Below are 20078 nucleotides of genomic sequence, written 5' to 3'. Positions count from 1 at the left end.
ATATAAGTAAGGTTGTTAGTGCTATTATCTAATATACGCTAAGTTCTGTATAATAGTTGCTATGTGTTTCAAGTTTAAGAAGAATTTAATGTTTGGGTAATCTCTTATGCCAAATTTATTTCCTCATTTACTTTGAGTTTGAAGCGTTTTCTAAAAAGGTATACGCCTAAGTATAAAAAAGGAGTGTCGAATACTGCTACAAATACTTTAAAAAGGAAACCGCTGATCAGTAATCCTTTAAAACTTGTCCACGGCAAAACTTCGAATGAACAAAGAAGGAATATAATTGAAAAGGTATCGATAAATTGAGATAGCCAAGTAGAGAAGTTATTACGTATCCATAAGTGTTTACCTTTTGTAAGGTTCTTCCAAAAGTGATAAATTTTTATATCAATAAATTGAGCAAAAAGATAAGCGAGCATACTAGAGCCGACGGCAACAATGGTTTTGCTGAAAACGGAATTAAATGTTTGATTGTCTATTGGTGAATTAGATAATGCAGGAACTTGATCTGCTACTAAAATTATTCCGACAGAAAATAGAGATGCAAAAATGCCTGCAACCACAATATCATTAGCTCTCTTTTTACCATAAATCTCACTGATTAGATCTGTGATTAAAAATGTAATAGGATAAGGGAGAATGCCAACCGAAATCTCAAAAAGCTTACTGCCAAAAAATTCTATATCAACAGGATACCAATAAAAGAATTTTTGAAATATAAGATTAGAAACCACAAGTGAGGTTATAAAAAGAGCGCCAAGGAGTAAGTAGATACGTTGCGCTAAAAGCTTGTCTTTTAATAGCATTAAAAATGGTTGATAAATAGTTTCAGTAAAGATAAAGTAATAAATTTTGTTTTAGTTATTTTGTTTCCTCTTATGAAATCTGTCAAAACCATTTACATAGCATTAGGTAGTAACAAAGGCGATAAAATGCAGTATTTGCAATCTGCCATTGATGCTGTTTTTGAAAAGGTTGGTGTCGTAAAAAAAATCTCAAAAGTTTACAAAACACCAGCACTTGGTTTTGAAGGTGACGACTTTTATAACGCTTGTATCAAAGTTGAAACTGAGCTTAAACCAAAATCAGTACTCAAGGAGCTTAAGGCTATTGAATTTAAGCTGGGACGAAAAACTAAGACTTCTGAAATTTATGAGTCTAGAGAAATTGATCTTGATATTCTTTTGTTTGATGACGAGGTGCTAAATGATAGTAATTTAGTAATTCCGCATCCGCACATGCAAAAACGAAAATTTGTTTTGCAGCCACTTTTAGATATTACAAAAGAAGTAGAACACCCTGTTTTAAAGTTTACTATTGAAAGTTTGTTAGATTATTGTGAAGATACTTCGGTTATAGAACCCGTAAATATTTGGTTAAAAAGTCCAAAACGGCATTATAATTTTACGGACTTCAATTTTATTGCCATTGAAGGAAATATAGGTGCAGGGAAAACAAGTCTGGCGACTAAGATTTCGCAAGAGTTCAATGCGAAATTAATTTTAGAGCGTTTTGCAGATAATCCATTTCTGCCAAAATTTTATAAAGAGCCAGAGCGCTATGCGTTTACATTAGAAATGTCTTTTTTGGCAGATCGTTACCAACAAATTAGTGATGACTTATCGCAGTTAGATTTATTCAAGGATTTTATGGTAAGCGATTATGATGTGCATAAATCGCTGATTTTTTCAAAGGTTACACTGCCTGATGATGAGTTTAGATTGTACCGTAAATTATTTTATCAGGTTTATAAAGATATTGCGAGACCAGATTTGTATGTCTATCTCTATCAAAACACAGAACGTTTACAAGCTAATATTAAAAAGCGAGGACGTAAATACGAGAAAGAAATTCAAGATGAATATTTAAATAAAATCAATTCCGGATATCTAGAATTTTTAAAATCACAGTCTGAACTCAATGTAAAAATCATTGATATTTCAGATAAAGATTTTGTGAAGAATCGTGAAGATTATTTGTGGCTTCTAAGAGAAATCAGTTCGTAGTTTTGTTATTCTGAACTTGCTATTGCTGAATTTATTTCAGTATTTCAGAATCTCATCAGCTAATTTTAAAGCGAATAAAGCGTTGTTATAATTTTGCTGTTATCGCTACTTAATATGACTTCATTCAATAAAAGAACTTCCTTAGCTTTAAAGTTAAAAGGTGCTGCTGTTATATCAACTCCGCTTTTATGTTTTAATCTGTTACTGCGATTAGCAATAATATCAATATTTGGTGTAAAATGACCAATAGGGACATGTTCTGTTAGATTGATGTATTTGTAATGCTGAAGTTTGTCTAAAATTTGTTGAATTTCCTCATTAGATAAATGCTGAAGCACTTGTCGTAAAATAACACAGTCGGCTTTCGGTAATTGATCTTTGGAAATATCTAAACATAAAAATTCTAAATTTTCAGCTTCAAACAATGTTTTGTTACGATCTATAAGCTCAGGAACAATATCAACAGCAAAATAATGTTGTGTGTATTCTACAAGGTGTTTCCCAATATTAAAATCACCACAACCTAAATCACAAACGGTTAAATTTTGATATGATTTTAAAAAGCTGATAACTACCTTGAGATATGGCTCAATAATCTTAGGTTTGTGAGAGCCTTCGCCAGAATAAAAATCGGAACCTTGTCCGCCCCAAAAATGCTTTCTATAAATCTGTTGCATTACGGCTTTGGTTGGCCAAGGACTTTTTTGTTTTTTCATGATTGTCATTCAATACTTGATGTGAATCTATTTTGTTGTAGAGTATACTTTTAAATATTGCGAAATAGTTGTAGTTTTAATTTAATATGAATTGTTTTATTATTTTTCTAATTCAAAAAGGAACTCCTTTTAGTGGGCCAGTAAATGTGCCAAGAGGTGATAATAGTGGCTCGTCAAACGCAACACCTTAGGATTTTTTGATTGCTTTAGTAATTCTTATGATAGTCTTCCTGATTATATTTAAAATAAAAAATCGAAAAAATTAATCATTCAACATTTTAGAAAAATATTAGATAGTTTTCATAATCTTCGAAAACACATCCCAAACAACAACACCACAGCTCACCGAAATATTCAGGGAATGTTTGGTGCCATATTGTGGAATTTCAATAACGGTATCACTAGCGTTAATAACATCTTGAGAAACACCTTTTACTTCATTACCAAAAACAAAAGCATATTTAGTGTTTGGTTGAGGTTGAAAATCATTGAGCATGGTGGCATTTTCGGCTTGTTCAATGGAGCAAATTTTTACACCATCAGACTTTAACTGTTCAGCAACACTAAGCGTATTTTCTGCATACTCCCAATCAACAGTTTTGGTACTGCCTAATGCGGTTTTTCTAATGTCATTATGAGGCGGTTGTGCTGTTATACCACACAAGTAGATTTTTTCAATCAAAAAAGCATCGCTTGTTCTAAAGACAGAGCCAATATTGTTTAGGCTTCGAATATTGTCTAATATGATGATTATCGGTGATTTTTTGGCAGCTTTAAATTCCTCAATTTCCAATCGGTCTAGTTCGCTGTTTTTCAGTTTTCGCATGTTGAAATCTTGTGTTTTTTGTAGATAACTTCTTTAGTATTCCTTTTATATAACAAGGCTATTTGGCTACATTAGCAATCTTACAATTGTAACAAAAATAGAATTAAAAACTTAGAATACCATTGGCTAAAAAAGCAAAAAAAGAGACTCCTTTAATGAAACAGTATAATGCTATCAAGGCTAAATACCCTGATGCGTTACTATTGTTTAGAGTTGGTGATTTTTATGAAACCTTTGGTAGCGATGCTGTTAAAACGGCTAAGATTCTAGATATTATTCTTACCAAAAGAGGTGCTGGTAGTGAAAGTGAAACCGAATTGGCTGGTTTTCCGCATCATTCGTTAAATACCTATTTGCCAAAATTGGTTCGTGCTGGTGAGCGTGTAGCTATTTGCGATCAGTTGGAAGATCCTAAGCAAACCAAAACAATTGTAAAGCGTGGTGTTACAGAGTTGGTTACACCAGGTGTAGCTTTAAATGATGATATACTTCAGTCGAAATCCAACAACTTTCTCTGTGCGGTTCATTTTGACAAGAAAAATATTGGGATTTCATTTTTAGACATCTCAACAGGTGAGTTCTTAACTTCTCAAGGTAATGCGGAGTATATTGATAAGTTATTGCAAAACTTCAATCCTAGTGAAGTTCTAATTTCTAAAAAAGCTAGAAAAGAATTTGCTGAAACTTTTGGTAACGATTTTCATACCTTCTTTTTAGAAGATTGGGTTTTTCAAGCCGATTATGCCAATGAAACTTTAACGAAGCATTTTAATACAAAAACCTTAAAAGGATTTGGTATTCACGATTTATACGAAGGTATTATTGCTTCGGGAGTTGTGCTTCATTATTTAAGTGAAACTAGGCACAATAAGTTAGAGCATATTGCAACAATTTCAAGGATTGCAACAGATGATTACGTTTGGATGGATAAATTCACTATTCGCAATCTTGAGCTTTACCATTCCTCAAACACCAATGCCGTAACACTTATTGATGTTATTGATAAGACAATTTCGGCTATGGGAGGAAGAACTTTAAAACGTTGGTTAGCGCTTCCGTTAAAGCATGCTGATAAAATAAAACAGCGTCATGAGGTGGTAAAATACCTTTTGGAAAATGAAGCTAAACTTTTAAAAATTCAAGGTCAAATAAAGCATATCGGAGATATAGAACGCTTAATATCTAAGATAGCAACGACTAAAGTGAGTCCACGAGAAGTGGTGCAATTAAAGAACTCGTTAGAAGCTATTGTACCAATTAAATCAATTGCTGAAAGTTGTGAGAATGATGCGCTGAAAGTATTGGGTTCTAATTTGAATAATTGTGACTTGCTTAGAGAAAAAATTAAGCAAACACTTAACGAAGAAGCGCCTGTAAACGTTCTTAAAGGTAACACCATTGCCGATGGTTTTTCAGAAGAACTCGATGAGCTCAGAGGTTTATCACAATCTGGAAAAACCTATTTGGACAATATGCTTCAACGTGAGAGTGAGCGTACAAGGATTCCATCTTTAAAGATAGCATCTAATAACGTTTTTGGATATTATATTGAAGTTCGAAATACTCATAAAGACAAAGTTCCGCAAGAGTGGATTCGTAAGCAAACTCTGGTAAATGCAGAGCGCTACATAACTGAAGAACTTAAGGAGTACGAAGCTAAAATTCTTGGTGCTGAAGAGCGTATATTGGCTATAGAGCAACAATTGTTTTCTGAGTTAGTAACCTGGATGCACCAGTTTATTGTGCAAGTACAGCAGAATGCACAACTTATTGGTCAGCTAGATTGTTTGTGTGGGTTTGCGAGTTTAGCAAAATCAAACAGTTATAATTATCCTGAAATTGATGATAGCTTTGCTTTAGAAATAAAAGATGGTCGTCATCCTGTTATAGAAAAGCAGTTGCCTTTGGGTGAAGCTTATATTGCTAATGATGTTTATCTCGATAGAGAGTCTCAACAAATTATAATGATAACTGGACCTAATATGTCTGGTAAGTCGGCCATATTAAGACAGACAGCTTTAATTGTGCTATTGGCGCAAATAGGAAGTTTTGTTCCTGCTACTGAAGCAAAAATAGGTTTGGTAGATAAGATTTTTACTCGTGTTGGTGCCAGTGATAATATTTCTATGGGAGAATCTACTTTTATGGTAGAAATGAATGAAACCGCATCCATTCTTAATAATATCTCTGAGCGTAGTTTAGTATTATTAGATGAAATAGGAAGAGGAACAAGTACGTATGATGGTATTTCCATCGCTTGGGCCATTAGCGAATATTTACATGAACATCCTTCAAAACCTAAAACTTTATTTGCTACACATTATCATGAGCTCAATGAAATGTGTGAGACATTTAAACGTATAAAGAACTTTAATGTTTCAGTAAAAGAGCTGAAAGACAATGTACTTTTTGTACGTAAGTTGGTTGAAGGTGGTAGTGAGCATAGTTTTGGTATCCATGTGGCTAAAATGGCAGGCATGCCACAGCAAGTCATCAGAAGAGCAAATAAAATATTATCTAAATTAGAGAAGTCTCACTCTAGCGAAGAGCTTACAGATAACATTAAATCAATGAAAGATGATATGCAGTTAAGCTTTTTCAACTTAGATGATCCTCTACTTGAGGAAATTAAAGATGAGATTTTGCATACAGATATAGATACATTAACACCGGTTGAGGCCTTGATGAAACTCAATGAAATAAAGCGAATGTTGGTGAAGAAAAAGCAAGCTTAAAATAAATTGTATTTATTTTTAAAAAAGGCTTTGCATTTATAAGATTTATTTTAAATTTGCATCCGCTTTTACAGCGAAATAGTTCTTTTAAAACTGCGAAAGTAGCTCAGGGGTAGAGCATCACCTTGCCAAGGTGAGGGTCGCGGGTTCAAATCCCGTCTTTCGCTCTACAATAATATATACCAATAAAGTTACAGTCTGTAACTTGGACGCTGAAGTGGTGGAATTGGTAGACACGTTGGACTTAAAATCCAATGGCCATTATGGCCGTGCGGGTTCAAGTCCCGCCTTCAGTACAAAAAGCCTTATCAAAATTTTGATGAGGCTTTTTTATTTCACAAGTGTTTCTATGTCACTTATTCTCTAGGTTTTTGTCATATTTTTTTAGATTGAATAATAGTGTTTTAACAAAATAATTACAAATTTACGCAACCGATTGCGTTATTCTTGATCTAAAAGTTTATATTTGGAAGAATTAATGAATACAGATAAATAATTTGTAGGATAATTTATTCACAATTAATGTCGAAAACGAGTATTTTTTTGAGAAACTTAATAGTGCGTTATCACGCTTTACTGATTTTAAGTTTTATTCTAGTCCCTTCAATTTCTCTTAATGCCGAAAATGGATATGATCTTTGGTTACGTTACAGCTATTTAAATAATAGTGAGATACGCGAGAATTACAGTCAATATTTTAATAAAATTAATATTAGTGGAGAAAGTGAGACCTTAGTAGTTATTAAAAATGAACTTCTTAGAGCTTCGGAAGGCATGCTTAAAGAAAAAGTTCTTTGGGAAAATGACTATTTAAAAGCTAAACTAATATTTGTAAATAAAGAGAACTATCCAAAGCAATTAGAAAAAAATGTTCCTCAAGATTGGGCGAGTATTGGTGAAGAGGGATTTAGTATTAAGTATGTAAAAATCAATGACGATTATAAAATTATTATAGCAGGAAATTCTGAAATAGGATTACTCTATGGAACTTTTGAATTGTTGAAACAGATGCAAATGCAAAATGATTTGTCTCGTCTCAATATTATTGAAAGTCCTAAAACTGATATACGACTGTTAAATCATTGGGATAATTTAGATAGAACTGTAGAGCGTGGTTATGCTGGGTTTTCTATTTGGAACTGGCATAAGCTTCCAGAGTATATAGACCCTAGATATGAAGACTACGCAAGAGCTAACGCCAGTATAGGCATAAATGGTACGGTTTTAACAAATGTCAACGCTAACGCTTTAGTGTTAACACCAAGATATATAGAAAAAGTAAAAGCTTTAGCTGATCTATTTAGACCTTATGGAATCAAAGTTTATCTAACGGCACGCTTTTCTGCACCAATAGAAATAGGAGAGTTGGAAACGGCTGATCCTCTCGATGAGAAAGTAAAGAATTGGTGGGCAAAAAAAACAGCGGAGATTTATAAAGAAATACCAGATTTTGGTGGCTTTTTAGTAAAAGCTAACTCAGAAGGACAGCCTGGTCCTCAGAATTATGGTCGCAATCATGCTGATGGTGCTAATATGTTGGCAGATGCTGTTGCTCCTTTTGGAGGTATTATCATGTGGAGGGCTTTTGTATACTCAGAACACGATCCTACCGATAGAGCAAAACAGGCCTACAGTGAATTTGTGCCTTACGATGGTAAATTTCGTGATAACGTAATAATTCAAGTAAAAAACGGTGCTATAGATTTTCAACCTAGAGAGCCTTTTCACCCAATGTTTGGTGCTATGCCGAAGACGCCTTTAATGATGGAGTTTCAAATAACCCAAGAATACTTAGGATTTAGTACACATATGGTTTTTCTCCCAAAATTATATGAAGAAGTTCTGAAAGCTGATACCTATCGTGAAGGAGAGGGATCAACAGTAGCTAAAGTTGTTGATGGCTCACTTCATAATAAATCAATATCAGGAATGGCCGGTGTGTCTAATATCGGTACTGATATAAATTGGACAGGTCATCCTTTTGCTCAAGCAAATTGGTATGGTTTTGGGCGTTTGGCTTGGGATCCTTATTTGTCAGAAGAAGAAATTGCTGAAGAATGGTTAAAGCTAACGTTTAGCACAGATCCTAATTTTATTGAAACAATGATTCCTATACTTATGGAGTCTCGAGAAGCTGTAGTTAATTATATGACTCCACTTGGTCTTCATCATTTAATGGCTACAGGTCATCATTATGGACCAGGACCTTGGGTAGATGATCTTTCAAGACCAGAGTGGAATCCTACATATTATCATAAGGCAGACAAAGAAGGTATAGGTTTTAATCGAAGCGAAACAGGTACTAACGCCGTTTCCCAATATGAAGAAACGGTGGCGAAAAATTTCAATGAACCTGCAACTACACCAGAGGAACTATTGCTTTGGTTTCATCATTTGTCTTGGGATTATAAAATGAAAGATGGAAATATACTTTGGGATGCACTAGCTCTTAAATATCAAGAAGGTGTTAACCAAGTAAACAAAATGATAAGCACTTGGGAGAAAATGAAACCATATATAGATGAGGAACGTTTTGAGGAAGTGAAAATGTTGCTTTCCATTCAGTTGAAAGAAGCCAAGTGGTGGAGAGATTCTTCTTTAGTCTATTTTCAAGAATTTTCAGGAAAACCAATTCCTAATGGTGTGCCAAAACCAGGTAAAACATTAGAAGAATATAAATCAATGACATATCCATATGCGCCAGGTATAAGGCCAAGATGGTAATCAATATCAATTTTAATGAGAAACAAAACGGCAATCGTAACTGGCGGTAATTCTGGTCTGGGCTATGCCACGGCCAAAAAATTCTGCGATAATGGTTATACCACTTATATAGTTGGTAGAAACCAAGAGAAAACAGCTAAGGCCTGCGAAGAAATAGGTGAATTGGCAAAACCAATCGTATTTGACCTTGATCAGTTAGATAAAATACCTGAAATGATTAGTCAAATAGCAGAAACCGAAGGACATATTGATGTTTTGGTTAATAATGCCGGAATTAATATGAAAAAGGAATTTATTGAGGTTACTGATGAAGAATTCGATAAAATCATTCATACCAATATGAAGAGTGTTTTTTCGATATCTAGAGAAGTTGTAAAGGTGATGAAGAATAGTGGAGGAGGAAATATAGTAAATATAAGCTCAATGGCAGCTCAGTATGGTATTCCAAAGGTAATTGCCTACACGGCTAGTAAAACAGCTATTGAGGGTATGACGCGCTCTATGGCTGTGGACCTTGCTCAGTACGGAGTTAGAGTAAATTGTGTTGCACCAGGTTTTATAAAAACTCCAATGACAGCAGAAGCACTTAACTCAGATCCTGAAAGAAAAAATAAAGTATTTTCTCGTACACCAATGGGTAAAATGGGTGAGCCAGAAGATATTGCAGATGCTGTTTTCTTTTTTGCTAGCAATGAAGCCAAATTTGTAACAGGTGTCACCATGTGTGTTGATGGAGGTAATTCCATTGGTTTTTAGTTTATGAAATATCAGATGTTACATACAATGCGTTGGTTCGGTCCACAAGACAAAATTAGTCTTCAGGATATTAGACAATGTGATGTAAAAGGCATAGTTACAGCATTACATCATATCCCTGTTGGAGATATTTGGACTGTTGATGACATAAAAAAACGTCAACAGGAAATTCGTGACGAAGGAATGGAATGGGCCGTTGTGGAAAGTCTTCCGGTAAGTGAAGATATCAAACGACAGAAAGAAGATTTCAAGATTCACATTGATAATTATAAGACCAGCCTTAAAAATTTAGCCACTTGTGGTATTTATGTGGTGACTTATAATTTTATGCCTATACTAGATTGGGTTCGTACCAATCACGCGTATGTAAATGCAGACGGAACAAGAGCTTTGCTATACGACCATAAAGCATTCATTTATTTTGACGTATTTCTTTTGAAAAGACCAGGAAGTAAAGAAAGTTATTCAGAAGAAGAAATTGAGGTTGCGCTTCAATACGGACAAAACCTTACCGATAGTGAAAAAGAACAATTATTTAGAAATGTATTATTGGGACTTCCAGGAAGTATAGAAAATTTTACAGCTAAAGAAATATTGGCTCTTTTAGATAACTACAAGGATATTGATGATTCTTCACTTCGAGATCATCTCATTTATTTTTTAAAAGAAGTTGTCCCAGTAGCTGAAGAGTTAGGTATTAAGTTAGCCATTCACCCTGATGATCCTCCTTTTTCTGTAATGGGTTTACCTCGTATTGTGTCACAAACTAGCGATCTTCAGCAGATTTTTGAAGCTGTTCCTTCAGTCGCTAATGGACTTTGTTTTTGTACGGGTTCTTTAGGTGCTCATCCAGATAATGATCTAATAAGGATTATAAATCTATTTGATGAGCGTATTCACTTTTTGCACTTAAGAAATGTAAAACGAGAAAATAAGGATGTTTTTAGAGAATCAGCCCATCTAGATGGAGATGTTCAGATGAAGTCTGTCATGATAGAGATTTTAAAGCTAATGGAAAAACGTAAAGTTAACTTACCAATGCGACCAGATCATGGTTTTCTTTTTTCTATGGAAGGACAAAAAGAACAGTATCCTGGATATTCGCTTATAGGAAGAATGAAAGGACTAGCAGAACTGAGAGGATTAGAAATGGGAATTTCTAATTAGTATGGTTAGTTTCAGAATAGTTGAAATATTTGATAAAAGCAAAACTATAAAACATTAATTATTAATTGTTTAATAAAGCATCTGAAGCCAAAAACGAAACGATAGTATGAAGGAAAGATTAAGAATTATAACACTTCAAAAAAGAATTTTACAGCTAACCTTTTGTTTGTTTGTAATTTTTTCTTCTTCCGGGCAAGTTAAGCTTCCTACTATTTTTCAAGATGGCATGGTTTTGCAAAGACATACCAATATTAAGGTTTGGGGCTGGGCTTCACCTGGTGAAAAAGTAAGGGTGAAATTTAACGGAAAGTCTAAAACAACAAAAACATCTCGCGATGGTAGTTGGAGTATAGAGTTGCCAAAAATGAAAGCAGGAGGTCCTTTTACTTTAAAGGTTTCAGGAACTAATGAAATTATTTTGAATGATGTCCTTATAGGTGATGTCTGGTTATGTTCTGGTCAATCTAACATGGTACATCAACTAGATATTCATGATGTTACTTATGCAGATGAAATTAAAAATGTGAATTATTCTGAAATAAGGCATTTCAAAATTCCTACGAATACTGACTTAAATGGTCCAATCAAAGATTTAGACGGTGGCAAATGGCAAAAAGCCATAGGTGAAGAAGTAAGACCATTTTCTGCAGTAGCCTATTTCTTTGCAAAAAAAATATATGAAAAATATAATGTTCCTATAGGGTTGATAAATGCTAGTGTTGGCGGAACACCTATCGAGGCTTGGATAAGTGAGGATGGTTACAAAAATTTTCCTAAATTTTTAGAAGTCATAGAACGAAATAAAGATACAAGTTATGTCAATAGCTTAAATGGTAACCATAACAATACCATTAGTTCTCCTCTTTCTAAAGATAAAGGTCTTATCAGAGAAACCCCTTGGTATTCATTAGATTTTGAACCCAAAAATTGGCGTAGAATAAATATTCCAGGATACTGGGAAGACCAAGGTGTTAGAGATTTAAATGGAGTAGTTTGGTACCGAAGAGAAATTCAGTTGCCTCAATCTATGACAGGCGAGGAAGCTGAGGTATTTCTAGGTAGAATTGTAAACGCAGATGAGCTTTACATCAATGGAAAAAAGATAGCTCAAACAACTTACCAATATCCACAACGACGCTACAATGTGCCTAAGGATGTTTTAAAAGAAGGTGAAAATCTGTTTGTGATTCGTGTGACAAATTATGGTGGAAAAGGTGGTTTTGTACCAGACAAACCGTACAAGATTTTTAATGAAAGAGATACTGTAGATCTAAAAGGATATTGGGAATATAAAGTAGGTGAAGTGTTTCCTCCTCGAGATAGAAGCAGTTTTGCAGGTCCTCGAAGAATTAATCCTCAAAATGAACCTACAGCACTTTACAATGCTATGGTGGCACCTTATTTGGAATATCCAATAACAGGAGTTCTATGGTATCAAGGAGAAAGTAACGCTGGGAGACCAGAAGAATATGCTGAATTATTACCAGCATTGATAAAGGATTGGAGAGCTAAGTTTACTAATGTAGAATTACCATTTATATATGCTCAGCTTCCTAATTTTGGAGATGTAGATTATCTGCCTACAGAAAGTGGTTGGGCAAAGTTACGCGAATCTCAATTGAAGTCTTTAGTAGTGCCCAATACTGCTATGACTGTTAATATTGAGTTAGGAGAGTGGAATGATATTCACCCAGATAATAAAAAAGATGTGGGTGAACGAATGGCTTTGGCGGCACAAAAATTAGCTTATAAGGAAGATATTGTCCATTCAGGACCATTATATAAAAGCCATATTATACAAAAAGATAAAGTTATTATCTCCTTTTTAAATATTGGAGGTGGACTTATTACAGATGATGGCGAAGAGCTCAGCGAGTTTGCAATTGCAGGTGAAGATGGTGAATATGTTTGGGCAAATGCAAAAATAGTGGATAACAAGGTTGTGGTATGGAGTGATACTGTGCCTCATCCGAAGTATGTAAAATATGCCTGGTCTGATAATCCAGACAATCCTAATTTATATAATAAAGAAGGTTTACCAGCTTCACCTTTCAGAATTGAGTAGGCGTTTATCTAAGGTGTAATTCAAGAGTTTTAAAGTGTTGAAATACTATTAAATACGGTGAAATTGTTAAAAATGAATCTATTTACGAAATCGATTGCATAAATTTTGCTTTTAAAGCTTTTTTTTAGTTTATTTACTATATATAGTAGAGTTTTTAAAGCTTCGCAATTCTTTATTTCAAAAAAGAAAAAACAATCTAAATTATAATATAAATAAAAATTAATATAATGAAAAAAATCTTTCTTAGTGTACTGGTTTTTGGTTTTATCTTGACTGGCTGTAGCCCAGACGAATCGAATGGCGTTAGGGTTGGTGGGCCAACAAATAGTTCAGATGATGATGGAGGAAATTCAGGAGATCCTCTTTTATATAATCCCACAGAAAATCTTAAAGACATGGCTAGTTTTCCAATTGGAAATATTGTGTCTGCGTCACGTTTGGCTTCTTCGTCTGAAACAGAATTCAGAAGTATGCTAAATAATGACTACAATAGTATTACGGCAGAAAATGATATGAAAATGGCCAACATATTTGTAGGACCAGATAGTTTTGACTTTAGTGATGGTGATGCCATAGTTGCTTATGCTAAAGCTAACGGAATGCGAGTTCATGGACATGCATTAGTTTGGCACCCAGAATATGCTATTCCAGATTGGTTAGAGAATTTTGCAGGTACAGACCAAGAGTTCGAGGCTCACATAGAAAATTATGTAAAGACTACTGTAGAACATTTTGCACAAGAGGTAGATGCAAACGGAAATTCTATAGTTGAGGCATGGGATGTAGTGAATGAATACTTTAGTGATGATGGTGGTATAAGATCCTCTCTTTTCACTCAAAGAATGGGGGCAAACTATATTGAAAGGATTTTTCAATGGGCACGAGAAGCGGATCCAGATGTAAAACTTTTCTACAATGACTATAACGTTGCAGGGCAAACAAATAAGCGTGCCGCTATTTTATCTATGGCAACTAGTTTTCAAAATAGTGGAATACCTATAGATGGTATTGGTATGCAAATGCATTTAAGTAGTGCATGGCCTTCTCTTAACGAAGTAAGCAATGCAATTACAAGTGTTGCAGGTTCTGGATTATTAGTCCATATTTCAGAATTGGATATAGGAATTAACCCTGATGAAGATATTACATCGCTAACTTTAGAACGTGCTCAACTGCAAGAGAGCTATTACAATCATGTTTCTTCTGAATATAACTCTATTGTTCCAGCTGCTCAACAGTATGGTATTACCGTTTGGGGTGTAAGAGATCAAGATAGTTGGAGATATGATGGAGGTACAGAATGGCCTTTACTTTACAATGAAAACTATGAGTTTAAAATAGCACATAGAGGATTTGCAGACGGACTTTAGAATATAATTTACTAAAATATTGAATATCTCATATAGACCTTGTTTTTGTTTGAAGAGCAAGGTCTTTTTTGTTTAAGAGTCCATAATTACTCGCTTTAATAAAAATTAGAATTAAAATGTTGAAAAATAAACCTTCAAAAGCACTAAAGGTAATACTAAGTGTATTTCTTTTAACAACTATACCTTTGGTCATATCATCATTTACAAGTGTACATAATGATTCATTAAGTAAGCTCACAAAGCCCTCAAACCAACCGATTTTCAAAAATGTCGTTTATAAAGGTAACGATGATATATATACGAACAATCCTTTAGCAGAAAATGAGTTCTATAATCCTATTTTACAAGGGTGTTATCCAGACCCTGCGATAACTAAAAAAGGGGATGACTACTATATGGTCTGTTCTTCATTTGCAATGTTTCCAGGTGTCCCTATTTTTCACTCAAAAGATTTGGTTAATTGGTCTCAAATAGGACACGTTTTAGACAGACCTTCCCAATTGGATGTTAGCAAAGTTGGTATTAGTCATGGTGTATATGCACCAGGTATCACTTATAATCCAAATAACGATACATTTTACATGATTACCACTGTAGTCTATGGAGCAGGAAATATGGTTGTTAAAACTAAAGACCCAATGAAAGGATGGAGTGAACCATATAAACTGAGTTTTAGTGGCATAGACCCCTCGATTTTTTTCGATGATGATGGTAAAGCGTATGTAGTACATAATGATGCACCAAATGAGGGTAAAGAATTGTATAGTGGACACCGAGTTATAAAAGTTTGGGAGTATGATTTGGAAAAAGATGATGTTATTCCAGGAACAGATAAAATTATTGTAAATGGTGGGGTTAATATCAATGAAAAGCCTATTTGGATTGAAGCACCACATCTTTATAAAAAAGATGGTTTTTACTACTTAATGTGTGCTGAAGGTGGAACAGGAGGATGGCACAGTGAAGTCATATTTAAGAGTGATAAACCTACAGGCCCTTTTGTACCAGCACCTAGTAATCCTATACTTACCCAAAGATATTTTGAAAAAGACAGACAAAATAAAGTAGATTGGGCTGGTCATGCAGATTTAGTACAGTTTGATGGTGATCAATACTATGGAGTGTTTTTGGCAGTACGACCAAATGAAGAAAACCGTGTTAATACTGGTCGAGAAACCTTTATGTTACCAGTAGATTGGTCTGGTGAATTTCCTGTTTTTGAAAATGGGTTGGTTCCTATGAAACCAAAATTGAAGTTGCCAGAAGGTGTTTTAAATAAAACAGGAAGTAAAGAATTTTTCCCTAATGGTAATTTTACTTTTCAAGAAGATTTTACTTCTGATAAGCTCGATTACCGTTGGATAGGTATACGAGGACCACGAGAAGCTTTCATATCTAAAGTTAAAGAGGGTTTAAAAATCAAGCCTTTTGATGTGAATATAAAAGAAAGAAAACCTACATCAACACTATTTCATAGACAGCAACACAATAGTTTTACCTTTTCAACAACATTATCTTATCGCCCAAAATCAGAAGAGGATTTAGCAGGTGTTGTAGCATTGCAAAATGAAGGATCAAACTATGTGTTTGGAGTAACCAAAAAAGGAAACAATTTTTATATAGTACTTCAAAAAAATAAATGGCCAGGAAGACAGGGAGACGTAATTTCAGAAGTAATAGCAAGCTCTAAAATAGAGCTAGATGATGATATTAAACTTGAAATTTCGGCTAATGGTGACAAATATGAATTTAAATATGCAGTTGGAAATACTGAACTAAAGAAACTAGGCACTACAGTATCTGGAGATATCCTATCTACAGATATTGCAGGTGGTTTTACGGGTTGTTTGTTAGGTTTATATGCTACTTCAGCAAATGATATACAACCAAAATAAATAAAGGAAAAAATAAACTAAACATTAAGTACAATGAAAACAATTATAAAAATATTAATGCTATTTGTATTGATTTTAACTTTCAATTGTAGCAGTGATGAAGGTGGAGGTGTTAATGTGGGTGGGCCAACCGGTCCTTCTGATCCATCAGATCCTACAGTATTACAACCTGATGCTTCTACAGTTACACCTACAGAGGTAGAACAAAATATTAGTGGTTTTGGTGCGGCAACAGTTTTTAGGTTGAATAATCCACTTAGCGCTAACGATATGGACAAATTATATGGAAATGATGAGGGGGAAATAGGTCTCTCAATTTTAAGGATTCGTGTTGCTCCAGACGATAACGCAAGAGCAATTGAGCTTGGACATGCCCAACTAGCTTCTCAAAGAGGCGCTTTAATTATGGCAACACCTTGGAGTCCTCCTGCGGATATGAAAACTAATAATGACCTAATTGGAGGGGCTTTAAAGACAGAATCTTATGAAGACTATGCAAATTACTTGAATGATTTTGCTGCTTATATGGATACTAATGGAGCCCCTTTAGAAGTTATAAGCATTCAGAACGAGGGTGATTATGAAGTTTCTTATGAGTCTTGCAACTGGTCTGCAGCCCAAGTACGTGATTTTATGAGAGATTATGGTGGTCTTATCACTAATACTCAATTGATGCCATCCGAATCATTTCAGTTTAGACACGAGCATACGGACTTAACACTTAACGATCCTGTAGCAGTAGATAATGTAGATATTGTAGGAGGTCATATTTATGGTACGGCCATCGATAATTATCCATATCCTCTTGCTTTAGAAAAAGGGAAAGAACTTTGGATGACTGAGCACTATACATCTAGTGATAGAAGTGCTAATTTATGGCCAGATGCTTTATTAGTTGGAAAGGAAGTTCACGATTGTATGGTAATTGGTCAATACAGTGCTTATGTATGGTGGTATGGTAAAAGATATTACGGTTTTATAGGAGATGGTGAAGAAGGAACTTCTAACGGTGTTGTAACCAAGCGAGGTTACGTGATGTCAAACTTCTCAAGATTTATTAAACCTGGTTATACAAGGATAGCGGCAGAGGCTAATCCTCAGACAGGAATTTCTGTTAGTGCTTATTCAGGTGAAGGTAGGATTGTGGTTGTAGCTATAAATCAAACAGAGCAAACTGTAGAGCAACAATTTGTTATTTCAGGAACAAGCAGCGATAGTGTTACCCCTTATATTACAAGTAGTAACCAAAATTTAGAAGTACAAGAAGTTGTCAATATAGAATCGAGTATAGATGCGTTTTTATATAATCTACCGCCGAATAGTATTACAACTTTTGTAACTAACTAACTAATGTAGAGTTATACAACTAAGAATAAATATAAATAGCCTTAAGTCGAATAAAGACTTAAGATTTTTCACTAATTGAAAATTTTAAAATCATGAAACTAAACAAGTTCTCACAAATACTTTTTGTCTTAATATTAATTAGCTGTAGTAGCGGAGACGATTCTAATATTAATGTTGGAGGTCCTTCAGGAGGAAATAATGGAGGGCAAGAACCAGTAGAGTATTTAAGAGAGCACGTGAGTTTTCCAATAGGTCTTGCTTTGTCCTATGAGCAAATAACGTCAAATTCAAATAGTATGATAACCTACAGAGAAGTGATGAATAATGAATTTAACAGCCTCACTTTCGGAAATGAAATGAAAATGTATAACATGTTTCCTGCACCAGACACATATGATTGGAGTGATGGTGACGACCTTGTGGCTTATGCTCAAGAACATGGAATGCGTGTGCATGGTCATACTTTATTATGGCATCCAGAATATTCCATACCAAATTGGTTGGAAAGTTTTTCGGGTACGGATCAAGAATTTGAAGATCAGGTAAAAAATTACATCATCAACACAGTAGCCCACTTTGCTGAATTTGAAGATGATAACGGAAACCCTATCGTTGAAAGTTGGGATGTAGTTAACGAGGCACTTACTAGCGAAGCTATGAATGCCGTTTTTAGACAAAGAATAGGTGAGGATTACGTTGCTAAATGCCACCAATGGGCAAGACAAGGTGATGCTGAGGTAAAGCTATTTTACAATGATTATAATATTGCAGGAGATCCTAACAAACGAAATGAATTACTATCGATGGTTAATCAATTCATAGCTAATGATATTCCTATTGATGGTATTGGAATGCAAATGCACTTAAACCACAATTGGCCATCTCCTTCAGAACTACAAACGGCCATACAGCAGATTTCAGATACAGGGTTACTAGTACATATTTCAGAAATAGATGTAAAAGTAAATTACAATGACGATATTACTGAATTCACATCGGAGAGAGCTCAGGCACAGTCAGACCAATTTCATAGAGCTGCATACTATTACAAAACAATTGTCCCTTCTCCTCAACAGTTCGGAGTTACAGTTTGGGGATTAAGGGATATAGACAGTTGGTTGTATGATAACGGTACCGATTGGCCTTTACTTTTTGACAATAACTTTGATAGAAAACAAGCCTATATAGGACTTACAAATGGCCTGAAGGGACTAAGCCCTGACTAGTAATAAAAGCATGATATTGCTCAAATTAAATACTAAATTCGGATGTATACACTTGGTATAATAAATAAGTTCCAAATATATTTTTTTACAAAGAGTCAAGTATTATTTTTTATAGTAATAAGCTTCTTTATTTCTTGTGATAATCCAAAAAGAAATGATGAATCAGCTTATATTAAATCAGTAGAGCATACGGGTAGGTTGGTTACCAATGATTTGTTGTCGCGTTCAGGTTTTATGATGTACCAAACAGAAGAGGTACAAGCATTACATTATGCAGAAGTATGTGCTGCGTATGGTGCTATAAAATTGGCAGCTTTAGTAGATGATGAGGCAATAATCAATAAGTTTATAGAACGTTATAGAGACCCTCTTTATGATGAAATTATAAATACCTCTAATCACGTAGATGCTAATGTTTACGGTATATTACCTTTAGAACTTTATATTCAAACTAACCATAAAAAATATTTAGAACAAGGCTTAAGATTCGCTAATGGACAATGGGAAAATCCCTTACCAAATGGTTTAACATCTCAGACTAGATATTGGATAGATGATGTTTATATGATAGGTTGTTTGCAGGTTCAAGCCTATCGTGCGACTGGAAATATGATATATCTTGAACGTGCTGCAACTGAAATTGATTCTTATATAAAAAAGTTACAACAGCCAAATGGTCTTTTCTACCATGGAGAAGATGCTCATTTCTTTTGGGGAAGGGGAAACGGTTGGGTTGCGGCTGGAATGGCAGAGTTATTATCTGTATTACCTGAAAAGAATCCACATTATAATTCTATACTAAAAGGATATAAAAAGATGATGCAAAGTTTAATCCGTTATCAAAATAATGATGGTATGTGGCATCAGTTAATAGATAATAAAAATTCTTTTAAAGAAACATCTTCAACAGCCATGTTTGGTTTTGCAATATCTGTAGGAGTTAAAAAGGGTTTATTGTCAAAAGAAAACAACGCCGTTGCCTATAAAAAAGCTTGGAATGCACTTGTTTATTACATTCATGATGATGGTAAGGTTAAGGAAGTGTGTGTCGGAACTGGTCAAAGTGATGATATAAACTATTACCTTAATAGACCAAGAGTTACTGGTGATTTACATGGACAAGCTCCAATTCTATGGTTTGCCCAAAGTATATTGGAAAATCATAAATAATTATTTCATTTTGATTAAGCTTTAAGTAGTTCAATTACTAATATTTTAATTAAAAAATACTACTATTCATTT

At 34.4% G+C, this 20078-nt stretch carries 14 protein-coding genes and 2 tRNA genes; 13 read left to right on the top strand and 3 right to left on the bottom strand.

Going from position 1 to position 20078, the window contains the following annotated elements; genetic code table 11:
- Positions 1-104: 104 nt before the first annotated feature.
- On the bottom strand, positions 105-809 hold the full coding sequence (locus QGM60_RS03095; protein WP_281138763.1) for a queuosine precursor transporter: 705 nt from the start codon (positions 807-809) through the stop codon (positions 105-107).
- 72 nt (positions 810-881) lie between these two features.
- Between QGM60_RS03095 and folK the strand changes: the two genes are divergently transcribed.
- A complete protein-coding gene (folK, locus tag QGM60_RS03090; RefSeq protein ID WP_281138762.1) occupies positions 882-2009 on the top strand; it encodes a 2-amino-4-hydroxy-6-hydroxymethyldihydropteridine diphosphokinase in 1128 nt (375 codons plus the stop codon).
- A gap of 65 nt (positions 2010-2074) precedes the next feature.
- On the opposite strand, the gene QGM60_RS03085 is transcribed toward folK, so the two are convergent.
- Positions 2075-2725 (bottom strand): class I SAM-dependent methyltransferase, encoded by a 651-nt coding sequence (locus QGM60_RS03085; protein WP_348634883.1) that lies wholly within the window; start codon positions 2723-2725, stop codon positions 2075-2077.
- 289 nt (positions 2726-3014) lie between these two features.
- Positions 3015-3551: an RNA methyltransferase gene (locus tag QGM60_RS03080; protein WP_281138760.1), complete on the bottom strand. Its 537-nt coding sequence runs from the start codon at positions 3549-3551 to the stop codon at positions 3015-3017.
- 122 nt (positions 3552-3673) lie between these two features.
- On the opposite strand from QGM60_RS03080, the gene mutS reads away from it, so the two are divergent.
- From mutS to QGM60_RS03020, 12 genes are all read left to right on the top strand, one after another.
- Positions 3674-6286 carry a DNA mismatch repair protein MutS gene (gene mutS, locus QGM60_RS03075; protein WP_281138759.1) on the top strand — a complete coding sequence of 871 codons (2613 nt, stop codon included), beginning with the start codon at positions 3674-3676 and terminating at the stop codon, positions 6284-6286.
- A gap of 95 nt (positions 6287-6381) precedes the next feature.
- Positions 6382-6453 (top strand) — tRNA-Gly (locus QGM60_RS03070).
- A gap of 44 nt (positions 6454-6497) precedes the next feature.
- Positions 6498-6582 (top strand) — tRNA-Leu (locus QGM60_RS03065).
- Between the two features lie 247 nt (positions 6583-6829).
- Positions 6830-9010 carry an alpha-glucuronidase family glycosyl hydrolase gene (locus tag QGM60_RS03060; protein WP_281138758.1) on the top strand — a complete coding sequence of 727 codons (2181 nt, stop codon included), beginning with the start codon at positions 6830-6832 and terminating at the stop codon, positions 9008-9010.
- 15 nt (positions 9011-9025) lie between these two features.
- Positions 9026-9766 carry an SDR family oxidoreductase gene (locus QGM60_RS03055; RefSeq protein WP_281138757.1) on the top strand — a complete coding sequence of 247 codons (741 nt, stop codon included), beginning with the start codon at positions 9026-9028 and terminating at the stop codon, positions 9764-9766.
- Positions 9767-9793: 27 nt separating this feature from the next.
- Positions 9794-10933, top strand: a complete 1140-nt coding sequence (gene uxuA, locus QGM60_RS03050; protein ID WP_281138756.1) for a mannonate dehydratase — start codon at positions 9794-9796, stop codon at positions 10931-10933.
- Between the two features lie 106 nt (positions 10934-11039).
- Positions 11040-12998 (top strand): sialate O-acetylesterase, encoded by a 1959-nt coding sequence (locus tag QGM60_RS03045; protein ID WP_281138755.1) that lies wholly within the window; start codon positions 11040-11042, stop codon positions 12996-12998.
- A 227-nt stretch (positions 12999-13225) separates the two neighbouring features.
- A complete protein-coding gene (locus tag QGM60_RS03040; RefSeq protein ID WP_281138754.1) occupies positions 13226-14368 on the top strand; it encodes an endo-1,4-beta-xylanase in 1143 nt (380 codons plus the stop codon).
- Positions 14369-14484: 116 nt separating this feature from the next.
- Positions 14485-16263 (top strand): glycoside hydrolase family 43 protein, encoded by a 1779-nt coding sequence (locus tag QGM60_RS03035; protein ID WP_281138753.1) that lies wholly within the window; start codon positions 14485-14487, stop codon positions 16261-16263.
- 33 nt (positions 16264-16296) lie between these two features.
- Positions 16297-17610, top strand: coding sequence for a glycoside hydrolase family 30 beta sandwich domain-containing protein (locus tag QGM60_RS03030; protein ID WP_281138752.1), 1314 nt, complete (start codon positions 16297-16299; stop codon positions 17608-17610).
- 92 nt (positions 17611-17702) lie between these two features.
- Positions 17703-18836 carry an endo-1,4-beta-xylanase gene (locus QGM60_RS03025; RefSeq protein ID WP_281138751.1) on the top strand — a complete coding sequence of 378 codons (1134 nt, stop codon included), beginning with the start codon at positions 17703-17705 and terminating at the stop codon, positions 18834-18836.
- Positions 18837-18878: 42 nt separating this feature from the next.
- Positions 18879-20006, top strand: a complete 1128-nt coding sequence (locus QGM60_RS03020) for a glycoside hydrolase family 88 protein (RefSeq protein WP_281138750.1) — start codon at positions 18879-18881, stop codon at positions 20004-20006.
- Positions 20007-20078 lie beyond the last annotated feature (72 nt).

Origin of the sequence: Winogradskyella sp. SYSU M77433, from assembly GCF_029911945.1 — a bacterium.
GTDB lineage: Bacteria > Bacteroidota > Bacteroidia > Flavobacteriales > Flavobacteriaceae > Winogradskyella.
This window is presented reverse-complemented; position numbering and strand designations above follow the sequence as displayed.